The organism is Ruegeria sp. AF7 (assembly GCF_056541885.1).
Genome location: NZ_JBQFYX010000002.1, coordinates 179,678 through 197,449, shown reverse-complemented (window position 1 = coordinate 197,449; position 17,772 = coordinate 179,678). Strand labels below are relative to the sequence as shown.

General features: G+C 54.0%; 19 protein-coding genes and 1 tRNA gene. 6 read left to right on the top strand and 14 right to left on the bottom strand.

The features are described from left to right. Nucleotides 1-32: 32 nt before the first annotated feature. Nucleotides 33-109, top strand: a tRNA-Met gene (locus ACR0AP_RS06470). A 371-nt stretch (nucleotides 110-480) separates the two neighbouring features. On the opposite strand, the gene ACR0AP_RS06465 is transcribed toward ACR0AP_RS06470, so the two are convergent. From ACR0AP_RS06465 to ACR0AP_RS06455, 3 genes are all read right to left on the bottom strand, one after another. Next, a complete protein-coding gene (locus tag ACR0AP_RS06465) occupies nucleotides 481-3,309 on the bottom strand; it encodes a phage tail tape measure C-terminal domain-containing protein (protein WP_480506067.1) in 2,829 nt (942 codons plus the stop codon). Between the two features lie 328 nt (nucleotides 3,310-3,637). Then, the gene (locus ACR0AP_RS06460) at nucleotides 3,638-4,027 is read right to left on the bottom strand and encodes a hypothetical protein (protein ID WP_480506065.1); all 390 of its coding nucleotides are present in this window, start codon (nucleotides 4,025-4,027) and stop codon (nucleotides 3,638-3,640) included. Nucleotides 4,028-4,533: 506 nt separating this feature from the next. Then, on the bottom strand, nucleotides 4,534-5,214 hold the full coding sequence (locus ACR0AP_RS06455) for a recombinase family protein (protein WP_480506063.1): 681 nt from the start codon (nucleotides 5,212-5,214) through the stop codon (nucleotides 4,534-4,536). Between the two features lie 290 nt (nucleotides 5,215-5,504). On the opposite strand from ACR0AP_RS06455, the gene ACR0AP_RS06450 reads away from it, so the two are divergent. From ACR0AP_RS06450 to ACR0AP_RS06440, 3 genes are read left to right on the top strand one after another with little or no spacing between them, the layout of a single operon-like run. Continuing rightward, on the top strand, nucleotides 5,505-5,921 hold the full coding sequence (locus ACR0AP_RS06450) for a hypothetical protein (RefSeq protein WP_480506061.1): 417 nt from the start codon (nucleotides 5,505-5,507) through the stop codon (nucleotides 5,919-5,921). A 9-nt stretch (nucleotides 5,922-5,930) separates the two neighbouring features. Then, nucleotides 5,931-6,440 (top strand): ImmA/IrrE family metallo-endopeptidase, encoded by a 510-nt coding sequence (locus ACR0AP_RS06445; protein WP_480506059.1) that lies wholly within the window; start codon nucleotides 5,931-5,933, stop codon nucleotides 6,438-6,440. Nucleotides 6,441-6,454: 14 nt separating this feature from the next. Next, on the top strand, nucleotides 6,455-7,537 hold the full coding sequence (locus ACR0AP_RS06440; RefSeq protein WP_480506058.1) for a beta family protein: 1,083 nt from the start codon (nucleotides 6,455-6,457) through the stop codon (nucleotides 7,535-7,537). 385 nt (nucleotides 7,538-7,922) lie between these two features. On the opposite strand, the gene ACR0AP_RS06435 is transcribed toward ACR0AP_RS06440, so the two are convergent. The 10 genes from ACR0AP_RS06435 to ACR0AP_RS06390 all read right to left on the bottom strand — a co-directional run bounded on the left by ACR0AP_RS06435 (nucleotide 7,923) and on the right by ACR0AP_RS06390 (nucleotide 14,279). After that, nucleotides 7,923-10,085: a hypothetical protein gene (locus ACR0AP_RS06435; RefSeq protein ID WP_480506056.1), complete on the bottom strand. Its 2,163-nt coding sequence runs from the start codon at nucleotides 10,083-10,085 to the stop codon at nucleotides 7,923-7,925. A 48-nt stretch (nucleotides 10,086-10,133) separates the two neighbouring features. Then, nucleotides 10,134-10,568 (bottom strand): hypothetical protein, encoded by a 435-nt coding sequence (locus tag ACR0AP_RS06430; protein ID WP_480506054.1) that lies wholly within the window; start codon nucleotides 10,566-10,568, stop codon nucleotides 10,134-10,136. Beyond that, on the bottom strand, nucleotides 10,568-10,723 hold the full coding sequence (locus ACR0AP_RS06425) for a hypothetical protein (protein ID WP_480506052.1): 156 nt from the start codon (nucleotides 10,721-10,723) through the stop codon (nucleotides 10,568-10,570). The genes ACR0AP_RS06430 and ACR0AP_RS06425 overlap by 1 nt, the downstream gene beginning before the upstream one ends. A 204-nt stretch (nucleotides 10,724-10,927) precedes the next feature. Further along, a complete protein-coding gene (locus ACR0AP_RS06420; protein ID WP_480506050.1) occupies nucleotides 10,928-11,509 on the bottom strand; it encodes a hypothetical protein in 582 nt (193 codons plus the stop codon). A gap of 71 nt (nucleotides 11,510-11,580) precedes the next feature. After that, nucleotides 11,581-11,850, bottom strand: a complete 270-nt coding sequence (locus ACR0AP_RS06415) for a hypothetical protein (protein WP_480506048.1) — start codon at nucleotides 11,848-11,850, stop codon at nucleotides 11,581-11,583. Then, complete coding sequence (locus ACR0AP_RS06410) at nucleotides 11,840-12,184, bottom strand: hypothetical protein (RefSeq protein WP_480506046.1); 345 nt, start codon at nucleotides 12,182-12,184, stop codon at nucleotides 11,840-11,842. Before ACR0AP_RS06410 ends, ACR0AP_RS06415 begins: the two co-directional genes overlap by 11 nt. A gap of 10 nt (nucleotides 12,185-12,194) precedes the next feature. Then, nucleotides 12,195-12,704, bottom strand: a complete 510-nt coding sequence (locus ACR0AP_RS06405) for a hypothetical protein (RefSeq protein WP_480506044.1) — start codon at nucleotides 12,702-12,704, stop codon at nucleotides 12,195-12,197. Then, on the bottom strand, nucleotides 12,704-13,237 hold the full coding sequence (locus tag ACR0AP_RS06400; RefSeq protein WP_480506043.1) for a hypothetical protein: 534 nt from the start codon (nucleotides 13,235-13,237) through the stop codon (nucleotides 12,704-12,706). Before ACR0AP_RS06400 ends, ACR0AP_RS06405 begins: the two co-directional genes overlap by 1 nt. A 228-nt stretch (nucleotides 13,238-13,465) precedes the next feature. Continuing rightward, the gene (locus tag ACR0AP_RS06395) at nucleotides 13,466-14,044 is read right to left on the bottom strand and encodes a hypothetical protein (RefSeq protein WP_480506041.1); all 579 of its coding nucleotides are present in this window, start codon (nucleotides 14,042-14,044) and stop codon (nucleotides 13,466-13,468) included. Next, nucleotides 13,980-14,279: a hypothetical protein gene (locus tag ACR0AP_RS06390; protein ID WP_480506040.1), complete on the bottom strand. Its 300-nt coding sequence runs from the start codon at nucleotides 14,277-14,279 to the stop codon at nucleotides 13,980-13,982. The genes ACR0AP_RS06395 and ACR0AP_RS06390 overlap by 65 nt, the downstream gene beginning before the upstream one ends. A 29-nt stretch (nucleotides 14,280-14,308) precedes the next feature. Here ACR0AP_RS06390 and ACR0AP_RS06385 point away from each other — a divergent pair, with 29 nt between their 5' ends. Beyond that, the gene (locus ACR0AP_RS06385; RefSeq protein ID WP_480506038.1) at nucleotides 14,309-15,496 is read left to right on the top strand and encodes a tyrosine-type recombinase/integrase; all 1,188 of its coding nucleotides are present in this window, start codon (nucleotides 14,309-14,311) and stop codon (nucleotides 15,494-15,496) included. A 187-nt stretch (nucleotides 15,497-15,683) separates the two neighbouring features. On the opposite strand, the gene ACR0AP_RS06380 is transcribed toward ACR0AP_RS06385, so the two are convergent. Then, a complete protein-coding gene (locus ACR0AP_RS06380; protein WP_480506036.1) occupies nucleotides 15,684-16,241 on the bottom strand; it encodes a ZrgA family zinc uptake protein in 558 nt (185 codons plus the stop codon). Between the two features lie 248 nt (nucleotides 16,242-16,489). Between ACR0AP_RS06380 and ACR0AP_RS06375 the strand changes: the two genes are divergently transcribed. Next, nucleotides 16,490-17,761: an imelysin family protein gene (locus ACR0AP_RS06375; protein WP_480506034.1), complete on the top strand. Its 1,272-nt coding sequence runs from the start codon at nucleotides 16,490-16,492 to the stop codon at nucleotides 17,759-17,761. Nucleotides 17,762-17,772: the final 11 nt, after the last annotated feature.

Sequence of the window (17,772 nt, the reverse complement as noted above, 5' to 3'; positions counted from 1 at the left end):
CCGGCCCCTCGCTTACATCGCCTCTCACTCACGGCGGAGTAGCTCAGTTGGTTAGAGCAGCGGAATCATAATCCGCGTGTCGGGGGTTCAAGTCCCTCCTCCGCTACCACCCCGCCCAGATAGATTTATATCATAAAATCAAGGGTTTTTTGGGTTTTTCGCTTCATTTCAGCTTCGGACTCAGGCAACCATCTGGGCACGTTATACCGTCGACTTTCTACAAAATCACACAACATGAAGTGGAAAATGAGTGGAAAAACGAGGTGGGATTACTTCACCCGCGACTCATTAAGTGGCCGCGTTAGCGGCCTACTTCCTCGTCATCTTCGTCTGTTTCGCTATCTTGGTCTTCACGCGGGAGGGGGAAACCGCTTCGATCCAGCCGCATTGCGACTCTTTTCTGTTCGATCTTGTCGGCCCAAATACCTAGGCGATTACCCGAATTGCTCCGCATCTCATATGCCATGTCTTGCCTCTTTATTAGCTATTTGCCTGTGCCGCGCGCTGACCTGCGCGGAATGCATCATTCTGAATCTGACTCTTGGACCGACGGAAACTGTCAGAGTCCGGAGTCTGGATCGACCAATTGAAGTTGTTCACGGTGGCACCGCCTGACCCAGCACCGACCGCCCCGCCCAGATCGACCGGAATCTTGCGACCTTTGCTGAGCGGAATCACCGCCTCATTGGGATGCAAAACGGCAGGGATGCCCGACGTATTTGCAGTCCCCTCCTTGTAGTGGGGTGCGTGACGGTAGGCGGCGGGTGAAATCATCGGGCCTGCGTTCACCGCCGTTGGACTGCTGGTTAGCCCACCCTCAGCCGCGAAGAACGAACCAATCAATGTACCGAAGTTGAAGCCTCCACCACCGGAGCCAGAGGTGTTACCGCCAAGTAGTGTAATCAGCTCCTTTACGGCCATGTCCGCAATGATCCGTGTTGCAGTCTGGAGGATCGATGCGCCCAACGCTTCGATGTCAAACTTCCCGGTTGCGGCGAATTCTGCGACCGCGTCCGAGAGTGAACGAATTGCCCCTTCTTCGATCTGCCGTCCGGCTTCGGTCCAAGTTGGAACGGAGTCGATCCATTCCTTTACTGGGTCGCGCGCCAAACGCTGTAGACCGTCATTCAATTTCTGTGCAGCTTCATACTGACGGACCATAGCTGCTGTTTGTTCGTCGATTGCACCGCCGCCAAGAGTCATCGCTGCTGCCATCAATTCGGCAGTCTCCTGCGTTGAAGCTTGGCCGGTCGCCAACAATTCAAGCGCAGCGTTTTCCTGTTCGATCTGGAACAGGCGGTTGTTCATTTGCTTGGACAACTTCTCGATTTGGCGAGACTCCGCGCCCAGAGCCTCAACGCGCCCGCCGCCTTTCCGGTCAGAGCCATTCTGTTCGCTGAGCTGCTTACGCAAGGCTTCCTGCTGCTTGGCTGCGGCCTCCAATGCTGCAATTTCGTTTGCCGCATTCGCGATCTGGTCAAGGCTTACGCCGCCTCCGCTCTGGGCCGCGCTCACCATGTCCTGCAACTGCACAGTGCGGTTCGCAGCGGCAGCGCTCAGACCTTCGGAAATCTGCAATTCAAGGCTTCGATTGGTTGCAGCGATGCTAGCGAGCTGGTCTTTCACGCTGCCCTGCAATGTGCTGAGTGCTGAAGGTACAGAACCAAGGTTTGCGAGCAATGCGGCGGCTGCATCGGCTGCCGTCCCCAGCTCAGTGGACAGGGCGCTTGCTGCACTGCTGCTGCGGCGTGTGGCGTCTGTATTGCCGTTGTTCGCTGCCAAGAGGCGCAAGGCTGCGTCTTCGGCCTGTACAAGCTGCACCAATACACCGCGCGCGCCACCTTCAGCGCGGTCCAGACCGCCAGTCGTATCTTCAACGGCCTTACGCAGCTTAGAGACGGCTTCGGCTTGCTGCTCGAATGTTCGGGCATTCTCAACGCCGTGCATCAAATCAAGGAAGATGCGCGCGCGGTCATTGGTCGTGTCGAAGGCGCGGCGGATCGCGTCGATATCATTGGTGAAAATATTGCCGTCGCTGGTCAGGGCATCGCGAATGCTGGCGATCATGTCTGAATTGGCGGTTGCCGCATTCAGTTCCGCAACCTTGTGCAATCGTTCAAGATGCGCGTCCAATTCGTTGTTCAGCGCGCCATATTCCCGGCGAAGCTGCCGGATGTTCCCGCCTGACATATTGGACGTTGCGCGCCGCAAATCGGTGATGCGCGAATTGGCATCGGAAAGGGCATCACTAAAGGACTTCGTTTCTTCGCCTGCTGCGAAAAACCATTTGGCAATTGCCGCACCCGCCGCGACTGCGCCGATTGTGATGAGGCTTAGAGGGTTCACAAGAGAGGTGAAACCAGCGAGCAAAGTGCGAAAGACGCCGCCGCCTGCGGCCTTAAGGGCGTTCATCTGAGATGCAAGCTGGGACCCCTGCTGCAAAGCAATCATGCCGACGCTTTGAAAGCCCATCTGGCTCGTAATGAGCACATCGGAAAGTTGGTGCCCCACCATGATACCTTGCTGGGTGGTGGATGCATTGCGCTGCAAGGCGGCGGTGTGCTGATCGACTACGGCGGACGCACCGACAAGTTGCTGCGCCGCGCGCTGACGCGCGTCAGCCGCAAGACGGGAGGAAATGGCCCCTTCACGTTCGGCAGTGCTGATTTCTTCAAGTGCAGTCTCATAGGCTTTGCTGGCCTGATAAAGCGGATTGTACTTTGCCCGGAGCCGATCCATTTGCGCAGCGTGATCCGCAGCACTGCGAGCCGCTTCCTCTGTTTGGCGAGCAAGCTGTGCCTGTTCCCCTCGCAGGTGCTCGGCAGCGACGGTGTTTTGAAGCAGGCTGCTGCGAAGGTCATCGAACTGGGACTTGGCAGAACGCACATCAAGGGTGCTGGTGGCGTTCACGAGATTGGAACGCAAACGCGTCATGGCGTCGTTGAGCTGTGCAATGCCGCGCGCGTCGCCAAGATCGCCCATACGCAGGGCAAGGCGCTGTGCCGCTTGTTCGGACGTACGCAGAGCGGATGCAGATGAAAGCGCCGTTCTCTGGATCGTGGTAGCGGCTTTTTCTGTAGCCGCGCTGAGTTTTTCTGTGGCGGTGGTTGCCCGCGTTAGCGGGGTCACGTCAAACTGCGGTTTCGCACCCTTGCGCAGTTTCGTGAATGCGCCATCAGACGCCCGATCAAGGCCTTGAATTGAACGCTTTATCGATTCAACGGCGGCGGTGAATTGACGCCCACCTTTACGGGCGGCTCCGGCGTCAATTTTCAAACGGAGCGTGTGGGTTTTTGCACCCTCTGACATGAGGTTCTACTTTCTAGGTCTGTTCTGAAAAGGCTGGCAACGTCAGCAACGGCCATGCAGACCCGCCGTTACTGACGCCGCCAAGTCGTACGCGGCAAGGAAGAAAACGCCACGCGCACTGACTGGGGAGATACGGCAAGTATAAACTAGATCAGGCAGGACACCTAGGAAACGAAGGCGATAGGGTCAGAAAAGTCACACAAACTATAGGCGCACGAAAGCAAAGCACTTTGTCGGCCCTAGGTATGTATAGAGCCCAAAAGCATAATGCTACCGATCGCGCGAACGTCCGTTTGAACATCTCATGCGCGGTCAACACTCCAACACTTCAGTCTGAGACAGCCACTGCCCACATGGTCCCAATCAAAGCAGCGTCAATAGCAACAACGGCCATGATAAAAGGAACAACAGCGATTTGAACATTGCCACTGCCGCCGCCACCGCCGGTGCTTTGATCGTACAATGCTTGCTTAATCTCATTTACTATTCGATCATCGACAATCGCGGCTACTGGTAAGTCTTGATCTATCCCGATGATCGGGATCGCTTCGGTCATCCAGTGGTCTGTTTCCTTGAAGCCAAGGAACGTAAATTCTGAGTATCGAAAAGTTTCTATGGATTGTCGCCCAAGGTAACAAACACCATTATAAAAGACGCTCAGCGGTGAAACTGCGTTACTCGCTTCAAGGTATCTTTGGCAGGCCGTTCCGTCCGACATTTAAAACTCCAGCTTGAAAATCAACTTTGCAATGAGGGTTCATTTTGGCCGTGCAACGACAGACCTGTCAAGTTCACGTCTCGCGGCAACTGATAGCTTCATAGGTTTAGGTAAAGCACGTCACGGTAATGATTGCGCATCAATTTCAGACATCAAACGAACATTTCTGCCTCGACTTCAAACGGCGGTCGTCGTCAAAACCAGAACTCAGGCCACTCTATCCGCGAAGCAGACGCCTAACAATGCAACCAATTTGGCCAAAATTCGAAAAATTGTTGAGGCCCGGTTGAAATTGAAACAAGGGGTCCCTGTTTCTGAATGGGTCCCCGGTCGTGGATGTACAACCTGTACAACCGGCGGTTTCTAACATCACATTGAGCGAGTTGCTCTACAACCTAGTGACAGGTACTGCGCGCCCATTTGAGGCAAGGGGTACTGCCCTCTTGGGTCCCCTCGCGGTTTGTTTTTAGGCCGCTAACGCGGCGACGTACTGTGCCAATGTGATGTTAAGCTACTTGTGCCAATCTCTCACGTAAACGTGCGACTGTGTTGGGGTGCCAGCGACCTCCACGAGCGGTCTTAATCCCACGCTGATTCAACTCGTCTGCCTGTTCCCGCAGGGTGCTGAAACCACAGTTTTCAAGGTCTGCAAGCACGTCTGCCAGATCGTTGGCGCGCGCGTTAGCGCGGTCCCTTTGGGCGGCACAGGCTGCGCTATTGCCCTTGCCTGCGCGACGTAGGGCGGCAGCGCCATTCGGGTTCCCAAACTTCTGTCCACGTGCTTTCGCAGCCTGCATGGCTGCGCGCGTCCTGTCACCGATCATGCGGGACTCGGCTTGGGCAATCACGCTCATGATTCCAACCGTCAGGGCATTGGCATCGGGCATGTCACAGCACACGAAATCGACGCCGGAGTCCTGTAGTTTAAGGAGAAACGCAGCATTGCGGCTCAGTCGGTCCAGCTTGGCAATGACGAGCTTGGCCCCCATTACACGAGCCATTTTAAGGGCCTTTTCAAGCTCTGGGCGTGCGTTGTTTCTACCGGACTCAACCTCTTGGAATTCTGCCACTGTCGCCGCGTTAGCGGTTCTAGCGAACGCTGCAATAGCTGCCTGCTGAGCTTCTAGCCCTAGGCCGCTGCGTCCCTGCTTGTCGGTCGATACTCGGATATATGCGACGATCTTCACGGTAATACCTCCAAACCACATTCTGCCCAAGGGTCCCTACGCTAGTTGTAACATCTTCAGAAAATGATTCGCGAGTCAAAACAATGGTTTACAAGATTTATAATAGGTAAATACTTGTGACCTACCGATGTTGCCGCTTGCGATGTCGAAGGCGGCTAAACGACCGGAATGCAGGGCTAGCCAAATCACCAAGTAGCTGGCAAAGTATGTCAACAAAAACTTGACAAGAACAAAAGAAGAACATATATGGGCGGCAGAGGCAATGGTCCGACTTGTGGGCAGTTAGCGAGATGAAAGATGTTTCCTTTATCGCTGGGCTGATCGGGGGCGCAGTGTTTTGCTACATTCTGTTTTCTCTTGGGGTTGTCGACAAGATCGACGGAATTCCGGGAACTGAACAAGAACCGGCGTTCTCGGTTCCAACGTATCTAAGCTTCGTCTCTGCCATGATGACCACTGTTACAGTCGTGTTGGCTGCAGTGGCTATCGGTATCGGTATCGTGGCCGCGTACACGTTCCGCGAAATCAAAGAAGAGGCTCAGAAGATTGCCAGTGCCACGGCGCAACATGTGGCAGATGACCGACTTTCCGAAGTGAAGGTCAAAGGCATGGTTTTCGATCTGTATGCGAAAGCCGAAGAAGAGCGCCAACAAGATGTGAAATGGGATGAAGACCCATCAGAAGAAAACGAAAAATATGAGAGATAGGAGGCCAACATGACTACTAGGGAGTTGAAAAAAGTCAGAGCCGAACAGGGGGCTACTCTTGACAGATACATGTCATCATACCCAGTGAAACTAGGCACGCTGGCGCGTGAACTAGGTGTCGCGGGTATCAAAGTTTCGAGTATGCCGACCGGCGTATCTGGTCAAATCACCAAAGAGGGCGGCGACTATATCATTCGCGTCAATCGAAATGAGGCACGCGAGCGCCAGCGGTTCACTATCGCTCATGAACTCGCTCATTTCCTGCTGCATCGGGATGTTATCGACAGTTCGCCGGACGGGATAACAGACAACGTGTTGTATCGATCAGGCGAACCTGAGCAAATCGAATTCGAAGCAAATCGACTTGCAGCCGATCTGGTTATGCCGAAGGAGTTGATAGAGCAGAAACTGGACGATGACTTTGGTGGAGTGGTAACCGACGCAACCATAGAAAGCCTTGCAGCCAGCTTCCAAGTATCTAAAGCTGCTATGGAAATCAGGCTATCCACTCTTTCATAAGCACGAGGTGACCCATGGTCCTAGAGAACAAAGCCTACGTCCCAACTCTGGCAGTACGAGCCAGCGAAATGAATGGGCTTGAGTTCTTACCGGGGGCGGCGAAGGACAGGATGGTTCCATGCTTCCTCCTCGCCCCATGGGCCAGCTCAAACAGTCTAGAGCGCACAATCACCCGAATAGAGCGAGCGTTCCCTAATCGTGACTATTTTCTGGATATCGACCGATACTACCAGATCACGAACATGGACAGTGTTCCACAACAGGAATTGATCCGTCTGATGGACCCGGCGGACTGCTTTGCGAATTGGGTTAGCTTTGTTAGAGATCACGAACGTGTCTGGCCATGTGTACAAACACGCGGCCAGACTGAAGGCCAAATACGGACCCAGATCGAAGAATTTCAGAATCTAGGACGCCCGTATTGCATGCGGATCGTTTATGATCGGTACCCTGACAACATGGAAGAGATCGCCGGGGCGTTTGCTGCTGGGGGTGCCGCCGACTTTGCGATCATTCTCGAAGGCGGGTGGACACGCGATCCATTGTCTCTAGCGGTGTGGTTCGAAGGAATAATATCCGGCAGTCTTGATCCAATCGATGCGACCGTGCCAGTAGTCTTGTCCTGTACATCGATTCCAAAGATGTTCAGCAACTACAACGCAGAAAACCCAACGGCTGTTCCATTCTCAAATCGTCAGCTTCTGGATCAAGTTGCTCGGCAATCGAACCGGGCAAGAGTCATTTATGGTGATTGGGGCAGCACCCGCCCACGTGAGCCGGGGGGGTTTGCGAACCGGCCCTTAGATCGCGTGGACTACCCAACAGAAAATGCTTGGTATATCGCTCGCAATAAAGACGAAGAATGGGATTTTCGGGACGCCGCACTTGCAATCGTTGGTTCTTCGCAATGGGATGGCGGTCTAGGAATCTGGGGCGAAGAGATGATCCAGAACACGACAATCAATGAAGAGCTGGGCATCGATACCGCTCAGAAGAATGTCGCGGCGCGTGTGAATATCCATCTTCATAGACAAGCGTTCTACGGGCTGCCGCCGATTGATCCGTCTGCCTTCGATGAGGAGTGGCAGGATGACTGACCGCTACCGCGGGCACGTGCCATGTATTTGTCGGACCCTGTATGTATTTCGCAATCCAAATACACACCAAATACACAAGAGAAATCCCTTATAAATAAAGAGTTTAGCCAATTTCGTGTATTTATGTATTTGTTGAGGAACTTCCGGCACATATAGAAATGCCCCTCCCCCTTAGCGAACGTCCTCGAAGGGGGAGGGTCATTTTTCTTATGAACTAGGTCACCTTTTTAAATACACAAATACATTAAACGCCCTCAAAGCCCTTATTTTTATGACCAGAACGCCCATGTATTTGGCATGTATTTGGATGTATTTGTGTATTTGGCCCTGCGGGCAGCCCTCGCAAAACAAGGTGCAGATCGTTCTTAGTGTGTGCAGGCCGCGACTATGCGGCCCGCTCTTCAAGACGCTTCTTTAGCTCTGCCTTTTCATCTGGCGACATAGACCGCATTGCCTGCCGCTCTTCTCGTGTCATAAGCCTGTAAAGGCCTCGACCAATAAGGACAGTCACGTTTTCGGTATTCTGAATTTCCCGGTCCTGTGTCGTCGCTGTCTGCGGTGCTTCTCGCTCCACAAGCCGCCAGATTGCCCCACCGCTTTCGCGGCCCGCATGGGTCAGCGAAACGGCCCTTTGACACCCGTTAGTTTCGATGTTGAAGGTGCTATCCTTTGCCTGCGCCAGATAGGTGCCAAAGCTCTTTGGCGAGTAATCGAAGTCGCTGATTGCATCACGCTTGAGCTTGAGCGGCAACGGGATTTCGTGATCCGCAACCAGTGCCAGAAGCCCATTTTCCCCGGATGCCTGAGCTTCCATTTCAACCGGCGTTAGCCGGTTCTTGGCAGCGCTATACCATGCCTGAACAAGCGCCTGCATCGGATTACCATCACCACCGGTAACAGTCTTCAACTCGCTGCGATTAGTCTGGAACTTGACCATCCCAACTGTCTCAAGAATACCTCCGACAACACGGTGCCAGCGTTCGAAGGAAGCTAGAGGATTGCTCTTAGCATTTGGCTTGCCTTTCTCGATCCAGTGCTTCACCAACGTCAAACACGCCGCGATAATCTGTCCTCTGTGCGCTCTGATGTAGCTCTTCAAGTCACCCTTGATCTTGAAAGATGCCGGATTGCGCTCACCGGGATTCGCCATCTTGGCGTCAAGCTTGATGAGGCTCAGACGTCGCAACAGTTCAGGAGAAAAGCCCGGATTGATTCCGGTCCACACCGTCGCTGATGAGTTTCGCATGGTGCGTTCACCTGTGCGGCCCAGAATTCGGTCGGTCCACTCGCGAGAAGTCAGGAAGGACGCAATCGTAGGCGAGTCCATTTCACCTGCAACGTTGTCGTATACTAGGAAGTTCTTCTGTGTCTGCAAAGCCGTGAACAGCGCCTTACGGCGCTCGTCCTCGTTCCGCGACAAGGGGGGCCGCAAGTCGGTTCTACCGTCCGTCACGATCTGACAGGCTTCTGCCAACAGCGACGCGCCAGTGCCGGGGGCAGGCTTAGTCAACAAATGAGCCGGTACGACATCATCGATGATTGCGGACACGAACGGAGTCAGCAACAGCGCCAGAAAGTTGGTAAGGGACGCGCCGGGATTGGCAACGTTTTCCTGCCGCGTACAGCCATCGAATGGAAAGTCGGAAAACAAGTCGATCAAGTATTCGGCTGACTGCTGTGCAGCCTGTTCCAGACCACTGGTCGGAATGGCTGGGATTTCAAAACCGGGATCGGGAAGATAGAGCAACCCGGACGCCTTGTGATATCCAGGCGTCTGGATCAAATCGCCATCCTTCGTAAACGTCGGGACCGTTACAATCTTTTCAAGTTCGGGCACCGGCAAGGCGGGATCAGCAAACAAGTGCTCTGCAACGTCCTTGGGGGCTGCGGCGCTGACATAGTCGCTGTCACCCCTCGTCTTTCGGTAAGGAGCCTGAGTGTTAAGAACGTGGTTGAAAGTTTTCTGATTCAGAATTTCAATCCGCGCATCGCCCCTTGGTGTCTGAGGCACCCGAACAAGTTCAGAGCTGTGTGTGAACAAAGTCGGACGCTTACCCTTGTTGGCCTTTTCCAGCCCGTTCCGCCCGTAGTCACACTGCTCTGCAAAGCCGTGCAAATCGATAACATTCGTGTCTTCGTTCTTGATGCGCTTGTTTCGGCGTGACGCTGCAATCTCACATTCGGCAAGGCTGCGTGCCGCATCCAAGAAGTTCGATGTGTAATCGGGCCAGTTTTCCTTAATGACTCGCTTTACCAAGCCCTTTTCTCGCTCAGTTGCACCGTGAACGTGTAGCTGTGCAAACAACACAGCAATTTGAGCGTCAGGCAATGGCGCAAGGCGCAAACGACCTTTGCCATCCTTCTTAGTCAACCGATCCAAAGCGGCTTCTGGGTCCATTGGCTTCGCCTTGCGAATGCGTTCAATATCTGACCCGTTCATTTTTTCTCGCAACTTCGCGGCTCCGGGCGACATACGCACCCGCCCCAAAGTCGGCAACGGCGTGTCGTCGTCATCAATGACCGCATCTTCGAAATCATAACTGCTCAATTTGTTCTCCTTTGTCAGTGTTGTTTCCCTTCCTCTGTTGGTGGGGCGCTAACGCGCCCCGGCACCAATTCTCTCGCGGTGAGCCTTCAAATCTGCCGCAGCAGCCGAAAAACGTGCTTTCCGTTCCGCAGTCATCTCTGGCGGTTCCTGCCCCCGATCCGCGCGTTGAATCTTGGTTGGATAGACCAGCCGGTAGTCGACTTCGCGGCTCTGCATCACATCGAACCGGTGCCCTTGGTAGCCCTTCACATACTGAACAACACGCGCGGAAAACCTGACCGTATCGCCGGGGTTCAGATCAGCCCAAGATTTCCCTTTGGTGAACCAGAGATGTTCGGTAAGAACACGCCCATTTTCGTCAGTTACATTCTTCAGCAGGATCGTCGGTTCTGGGCCATTGAAACCGCTCTTCGTGCCGAAGCGCTCCACTTTTGCAGTGACGGAAATACGTTTGCCGTCCAGTTTTCTAAGAGCTTTGCGCATCAGCTTGTCTCCAATTCCGAAGTCGCAACTGGGCTACCGATCAGGCAAATGAGTTCCATACACATCGCGCTCAACTGCTCGTCACGCTCCAAAGACGGTTCCTTTTCGCCGACTTCTTTGATGTCGTGAGCCAGCTTTACAATCTGTTCGTCCATTTCATTTTCTCCTTTCGATTTCACGATATCGGTGTGTTCAACACCTGAAGAAACCTACTCAGCGACGTGCTGGCATACAACGAAATCAGGATTAAGTGATTGATTTACAATAATTTAAGCTTCAAGCTGAATTTGGTGGGGTGTCCAATTACCACTTCTCAGCTTCAAGCTGAATTTGTTTGTTTCAGGCTGTAACAATTGGCTTCACACCGGGCGGTGAAAATCGACGGCGCGCGTCAGCGCGTCACCAAGTGATTCCATGTTGACCACCTTGGACAAGGGCCACGCGCCCTGCCGCCAACACCACTCGCCGTTTTCACCGGGCACGAACCCAGCGGAAGAGAGTACCCGTGTCGTTAGGCTAGAATCGTCGTCCAGATGCAACTTGATCCAATTGAACGATACATGAAGCCCGCCACATGAACGGTATCGCGGATACCGATTTACGACGCTGTGGAGGATCGAAGAAAGCTCATAAACTAGCTCGTTATCGCCGCGCTTGCGCCGTCCATGTCGGTCAAAAATCTTCGTTTCGGGCAAGCGCCCGTTGTGAAATGCCTGCATCTTTTGTTCTCCATAGTCAGTTGTTAGATTTTGGGTCCCCGGCGGTAGCAATTTGGGCTGCACTACCGCCGGGGCATCGGGGCCGGTGTTCAAATCTTTCCACGGAATGAACCCCACTGCTTCGTCGCAGGTTGTTAAAAAATTAAGCCCCGAATTCTCTCTGGAGCTGCCTTTCGACAGCTCGCCCGATAGACGGCCACGCTGCCCGCCATGTCTCTTCATCGCCACAGGCAAGACGGGCGGCGTGCCATAGCTGAGCGCGGCGCAGAACCCGATTTAATGCCCGCTTCATTTTATGCTGCTTTGCGCGCAACATGTTCCGCCACCTCCTGCGCCAAACGCGCTTGCTCTTCAGCAAACTGCTCAGGCGTCCAGTTCTCACGAGCGGCCAAAGCTTTCTTCCATTTCTGCTGTCGCTCAATCGCGCGTTTCTTGGCCTTCGCTCGTTCGCGCTTCGGCAGGTGTGTGAAATCTCCGCTGATGTTGATACGTGTCGGACTACCGCCCCATCCGGGTTCGTCTTCAAAGATGTGCTCAACGTTGCGGAAGGGATCAGCGGCCATAACGACGGCCTCCTTCATCGGCGGCATGCGCCTTGGCCCGAACCTTGTTGCGCTGGATTTCGGCGGGGGTCAGGCTCCGCTGCGCCCCGCGCATAGCGTCCAAAGCGTTGCAAACGGCGGAGTATTCATATGGTGACAGACTGACGCCAGTTGGTCGGTAGGTGTAGCTACCAGTAGCGACTCCACCTTCCACATAAATCGGCGGGCCATTTGGTGACGGCAGGATATCGGTTAGTTCGTCATGTCGATGAAACAAGGCGCGGAATGTGCCTGTGTTTACCGCATGCGGATATTCTCGACGTACAGCAGCAACGATGCGTTCTACAGTATTCATTTTGTATCTCTCAGATCAGATTGAACTTGCGCCCGAGCGCGATACGCTCGGCTGGACTGGACACTTCGCGGATCATGCGGAGCTGTTCGTCTCGGGTCATCTCACTGGCCTGCGACTGCGGTGGGGATGCAATGCCCAGATCACGGGCCTTCGATAGTCGGACCGCAGCATTGTCTGTCCACCGGTCGGGGTGAGTATCAAACTTGCCTCGATTAACTTCAGCCACGGCAGCACTGCGGGCTTGTTTGTCGCCCTCGGCAATAGCCCTCTTTCGCGCGGCCTCTGCCATTTCCGGCAGTGCGTCGAGCTCGGAAAGATAGTTGTCCGGGTTCATGCCTCCGGCGTTACCAAGGGCTGCAAGGCGCGCTTCGCGGATTTGAAGGACCTGATCGACGTCCAGCGAAATACCTCGCTCTGCGGCGTCGGATACGACACGTTCGCAGATCGTAGCCCACCGTTCTCGGACAGTCTCGGACCCCCGAACGATATCCAGAAAAAGGGAAGGATCGTATTCTGACATCAAGCTGCCTCCAAAAGTTCGGCGGCATGCTGATCCAGCAGCGCGCTATTATTCGAAATGGCGAAAGCTGGGGCCAGTGCATCCACGTTCGGGACCGGACCACCGACAAGCACATAGCGCGACACGTCCGAGTTCAGCGTGAATAGCGCCTTAAGCGGTTCCAAAGATGCAACGATGGTTGGAGTGCAAAGCGGAGAATTGGCGACAGCAATAACAAAGGCCATCTGCATTCGCGCTAGGCGGTTTCGCATCTCGGGACTAGGTAGCCACTGCGCGAAGTCCTGCGCAGCGCTAAGCGCTTCCGGTTCGATATACAGATCATCGTTCAGGAGGCGCGCAGACGCCGCCAGAAGGCCGACCACGCCTGCCTTCACCTCGCTAGGTGTCAGGGTGGTAACGGCTGCCGCCAGTGGGTAGTAGTGCCGCCCGTTTTCCTTAGTCGGGATACGATACGGCGCGCCAGACAGGCGGCGGCTTGCCATTGGCCTGCCGACACCAACAATGTCGGCATATGTCGCGATAGTGATGTACAATACTCTGCCTCAATTTATGGAGATTTAGTCATGCAGAATTTTCTGCTTGACTTTTACTAACATAAATTGCAGCAAAAATCGAATCATTGCGTCAAAACGGGTCAATAACGCAATCAGATGCCTGCGCCAGTGATACCACAGTAGGCAGCGGCGAGTCTCGAAAGTGCGGCTGAGAGGGTCACGGCGCTGGTGTAAAGAAAGGCCCGCGTCAGCGGGCGTACGGGCAGCTCAATTCTTCTTCCGCGCTTCTTCTGGCGTTTTGCGAGCAACTCGCTCTTCATCTGGATTCAGACCGCCATCCAGCATATCGATGTATTGCCTGAGCGAAGTAATGTCGCTTTCGAATGCACCAAGAAAGCCTGTGCACATACCGCACGACATTGATACCACGCCCACGTCAGGAAGCGCTTCAAGTTTACCCCAATCCTTCTCGATACTGGCCTGCATTTCTTCAGTCATTTCATTGATAAACAGGCGGCGTAACTGCTTTAGTTTTTTGTCTCGCCGTTCGCCAGCCAGATTGTGGGCCACCTCGTTTCGGACTTCGTTGATTGACAAAAGGAGTTGCCATATTGAGTCTTTGTCTTTCCGCAATGCGTACGCACGTGCGAGCTGAACTTTTTGAAAGAAGGTAAAATTACTTTTCAGCACATACTCAGGGTGAAAGAAAATGATAGTGAGAATGCTATCGAGAGCGCTCTCAATGATCAGATGCCCTTTCAACAGAACATGCTGAAGTGGATCATTTTCGCTCAATTGCTTCTGAAAAATTTCCTGATACTTTTCGTGAGTTGTAGCTTTCGCCATCGACTTCCAAACTCCTTAGAATCTTTGAAACAATCCGCCCAAACAAATACTTCGAAGCCTTGCGGCGCAAGGGGTCAACCTGCCTCAATCTGTCAAACGGATACTTCATTCCCGCACCGTCACCATAGCTACCTTCAACGGCTTCCTCTTTGGCACGACCTGTCAGATAGCGGCGGTGCGCTTCGGAAATGTTGGCAGTGGCGGCTTGCAATTCCAGCCTATTTACGCAATCCATTATAGACATGCGGAATCAGGAGTGGAAATTTGGCTCACGTATTCAAAAAGACTGTGAAATCCAAAGGCGACACTACGCGGGAGGTTTGGGTCGCACGTTGGAAGAATGAAAAGGGTAAGTGGAAGGAAAAGGCGACCTTCACAAAAAGGAAAGATGCTCAAGCATTCTTGACCACCGTCGGGCCAGAGGCGGCACGAGAGTTTGAACTATACGGCAGCGACAAGACCTATATCGAAGTCGCACGGGCGTATCGGCTGAGCTTGGTGGAGCCTACGGACGGTAGCGACCCAATCGGAGAGCAGACCAATCGGACATACAAGCAGTACCTGACCTATTCCGCGTATGTCCTGCAACAACACAAGATTGGTGAGGTAAGCGACGACGACATGCGCCGGGTCCGCGACTACTGCGTTTCGAACACAAACAGCACCCGCGCCGCTTCCGAAGCCTTCCGACTTTGCAAAGCAGTTATGAACTTTGCAGAGGCAGAGGGAATTATCGCCCGCGCACCGGGGCAGAAAATGAAAGTCGCTAAGAGCCGCACAGACCGGATGCAGGACCGCATTCGAAAGGTAGACCAAGTCTACACACCCGAAGAGATTAGGACTCTTCTCCGCGCTGCGGATGCGCTGGCAGAGGATAAGCAGAAACAGCGCAGGGAAGCGTGGGTGGCATATAGGGCAATGACTTACTTTCTCGTATATACTGGCGCTCGAATTTCGGAAGTTCGGGGCTTCCCGCGCGCGGCGTTTCTGCACAATCGCGGCCTGATTCAGATACGCCAAAAAGCGACGGAAGGCGGTGAAATCGAATTCCCGAAGTCGGCTGACGGTATCCGGGACATTCCGCTACATCCTGACCTAGTTGCGCCGATGCAAGTTGCGCTACGCGCCCACAATCGAGACCTTGTTTTTTCAACCCGCAACGGCGACCCGCTGGAACTTCGGAACCTCTACAACCGGATGTGGAAAGTTCTTCTTGCTAAAGCAAACGAACTAGCGGCGACCAAAGAGTCCGGCCTATCTCCGGTTCGGGAACTCGGATTCCATGCCCTGCGCCATGCATACGCCTCGCGACTGATCGCGGCTAATGTAGACCTAAAGAGACTGCAAGTGTGGATGGGCCATCATGACCCGGCGTACACGGTCAAACAGTACGGGCACTTGATGGAAGACAGGGCCGCTGACGCGGCGTTGATGGAAAAAATTGCGGTTTAGAGGTGGAAAATGGAGTGGAAAAACAAAATCATACACCCACCATCCATATGATATTAAATCAAAAACCCAATCAATGACGCGCGCTATCATAATCCGCGTGTCGGGGGTTCAAGTCCCTCCTCCGCTACCAATTCCCCAGAGCATCAAACCGAAACACCACTTGTGGTTTTTCTTTTGATTTCAGCGCTCATCGATCCGGCTGAAGATCGAGATATGGTGCCGCGCGTGTGATTTCGACAGCGTCCTGTACCCCGTTCGTATTCAAGTGGATGTTCAGCTGGCCAGTCCCACTGAACCGCGCGAAATAGGCGAACTCGATCATGTTCAGCGCATTCATATCCTGACACTGAATGACATAGTCCGCCTGAAACTCCGAGTGACTCTCCTCCGTTGTGGAGCCTGAAACTGCGTTCGCCTCGCCACTCTGCCGTGTGATACCATATGTCAGAACCACATGGGCGGTCACCGTAGAGCACCCAGCTTCCGGCGGGGTTACGAACAGGTCCAGCGGGTCGGAAAGCTCTGACATTGCTATGGCCACACGCGTGCGGTTGTCATCGTTTTCAACCGGAGATTCGAACCCGACGATATCCATGCTGGGCACCCGGAGTGCCAACGAAAATCCGGTTTCAGAAAACACGATATCGATCTGGCCCGAACCGTGGTGATGAGGCGTGGAAACCTGCGTTGCTTGCGCTGCAAGTGCCGCAGGAAACAGGAATAAGGCCAGAACCACGCGCTTCATGAACCACAAACCACCTACAAAGAATCACTGGGATGATTTTAGCCCGAAACATGTACCGCGCAATGTGACCCGCCGAATCAAACCCCCGCCAGATATGGGGATGGCGACCATCAGGTCAGCAGCTCCTTTTTCCGATAAAAAAACTCAGGTTGACAATGTTGACTTTTTAACTCAGTTATTTCAACAAAAGCCTCCGCGGGAACAAACCCGCCTGATTTGACAGTTCAGACAAGAAAGTAACGACCCCTATGACCAAGTTGTTTGCAACAGCCAGCACTTTGACCTTTTGTACAACCGCTTTTGCCTTTGCCGGGGATGTGCCTGCAAAAGTGGATATTCTGGAAACCTACGCCAATATTGCCGAAGCCAAGTATGACGACAGTCTGACTGCGGCGAAGACGTTGCGGGATACAGTCGGTGCGCTGATTGCCGAACCCTCGGACGCGACCCTGACTGCGGCACGGGCAGCATGGGTTGCAGCGCGTGTGCCTTATCAACAGACCGAAGTTTATCGTTTTGGCAACGCAATCGTTGATGACTGGGAAGGCAAAGTAAACGGTTGGCCACTGGATGAAGGTCTGATTGATTATGTCGACGCGGCCTATGGTGGCGCGACGGATGAGAACGAATTTGCGGTTCTGAATGTCATCGCCAACCCCAGCTTCGAACTGTCGGGCGAAACCATTGACGCCAGCGAGATTACTCCGGAACTACTGAGCGAATCCCTGCACGAAGCTGATGGTATCGAAGCCAATGTCGCGACCGGCTACCACGCTATCGAGTTCCTGCTGTGGGGTCAGGACATGAACGGCCACGGGGCCGGTGCAGGCAACCGTCCAGCCACTGATTATGCGAACGGCGATACCTGCACTGGTGGCAATTGCGACCGTCGTGCACAGTATCTGAGCGCCGCAACCGACCTGCTGGTCAGCGATCTGACCTGGATGGCCGATCAGTGGAAACAAGGCGGCGCGGCGCGCACGGCGCTGATGGAAAATGAAACGGCGGGTGTCAGTGCGATCCTGACCGGTATGGGTTCACTGTCTTACGGTGAACAAGCGGGTGAGCGGATGCGTCTGGGCCTGATGCTGAACGACCCGGAAGAAGAACACGATTGCTTTTCGGACAACACCCACAACAGCCATTACTACGATGGACTGGGCGTTCTGAACGTCTATCTGGGCAGCTATACCCGCATCGATGGCACACCTGTGTCAGGCGCATCGCTGGCCGATCTGGTGATCGCAACTGATCCGGCACTGGACGCCGAGATGAAGGCGAAACTGGCCGTCACGATGCAAGCCCTTGGCAGAATCAAATCGACCGCGGAAGCAGGGTTTGCCTATGACCAAATGCTGGAACGCGGCAACGAAGGCGGTGAAACCCTGATCATGGCCGGCGTCAACGGCCTGATCGAGCAGACCAAGACAATCGAGCGCATCGTGAGCGCACTGGAACTGGACCAGATCGAATTCGAAGGATCAGACAGTCTGGATAACCCTGACGCGGTATTCCACTAAACACGAACGCG

Coding starts and splice junctions, on each gene's coding strand:
- ACR0AP_RS06410 (WP_480506046.1), bottom strand. CDS start 12,184: ATGAATACTGTAGAACGCATCGTTGCTGCTGTACGTCGAGAATATCCG.
- ACR0AP_RS06460 (WP_480506065.1), bottom strand. CDS start 4,027: ATGTCGGACGGAACGGCCTGCCAAAGATACCTTGAAGCGAGTAACGCA.
- ACR0AP_RS06395 (WP_480506041.1), bottom strand. CDS start 14,044: ATGGCGAAAGCTACAACTCACGAAAAGTATCAGGAAATTTTTCAGAAG.
- ACR0AP_RS06440 (WP_480506058.1), top strand. CDS start 6,455: ATGGTCCTAGAGAACAAAGCCTACGTCCCAACTCTGGCAGTACGAGCC.
- ACR0AP_RS06380 (WP_480506036.1), bottom strand. CDS start 16,241: ATGAAGCGCGTGGTTCTGGCCTTATTCCTGTTTCCTGCGGCACTTGCA.
- ACR0AP_RS06405 (WP_480506044.1), bottom strand. CDS start 12,704: ATGTCAGAATACGATCCTTCCCTTTTTCTGGATATCGTTCGGGGGTCC.
- ACR0AP_RS06420 (WP_480506050.1), bottom strand. CDS start 11,509: ATGAAGAGACATGGCGGGCAGCGTGGCCGTCTATCGGGCGAGCTGTCG.
- ACR0AP_RS06390 (WP_480506040.1), bottom strand. CDS start 14,279: ATGGATTGCGTAAATAGGCTGGAATTGCAAGCCGCCACTGCCAACATT.
- ACR0AP_RS06425 (WP_480506052.1), bottom strand. CDS start 10,723: ATGGACGAACAGATTGTAAAGCTGGCTCACGACATCAAAGAAGTCGGC.
- ACR0AP_RS06445 (WP_480506059.1), top strand. CDS start 5,931: ATGACTACTAGGGAGTTGAAAAAAGTCAGAGCCGAACAGGGGGCTACT.
- ACR0AP_RS06465 (WP_480506067.1), bottom strand. CDS start 3,309: ATGTCAGAGGGTGCAAAAACCCACACGCTCCGTTTGAAAATTGACGCC.
- ACR0AP_RS06415 (WP_480506048.1), bottom strand. CDS start 11,850: ATGGCCGCTGATCCCTTCCGCAACGTTGAGCACATCTTTGAAGACGAA.
- ACR0AP_RS06450 (WP_480506061.1), top strand. CDS start 5,505: ATGAAAGATGTTTCCTTTATCGCTGGGCTGATCGGGGGCGCAGTGTTT.
- ACR0AP_RS06375 (WP_480506034.1), top strand. CDS start 16,490: ATGACCAAGTTGTTTGCAACAGCCAGCACTTTGACCTTTTGTACAACC.
- ACR0AP_RS06430 (WP_480506054.1), bottom strand. CDS start 10,568: ATGCGCAAAGCTCTTAGAAAACTGGACGGCAAACGTATTTCCGTCACT.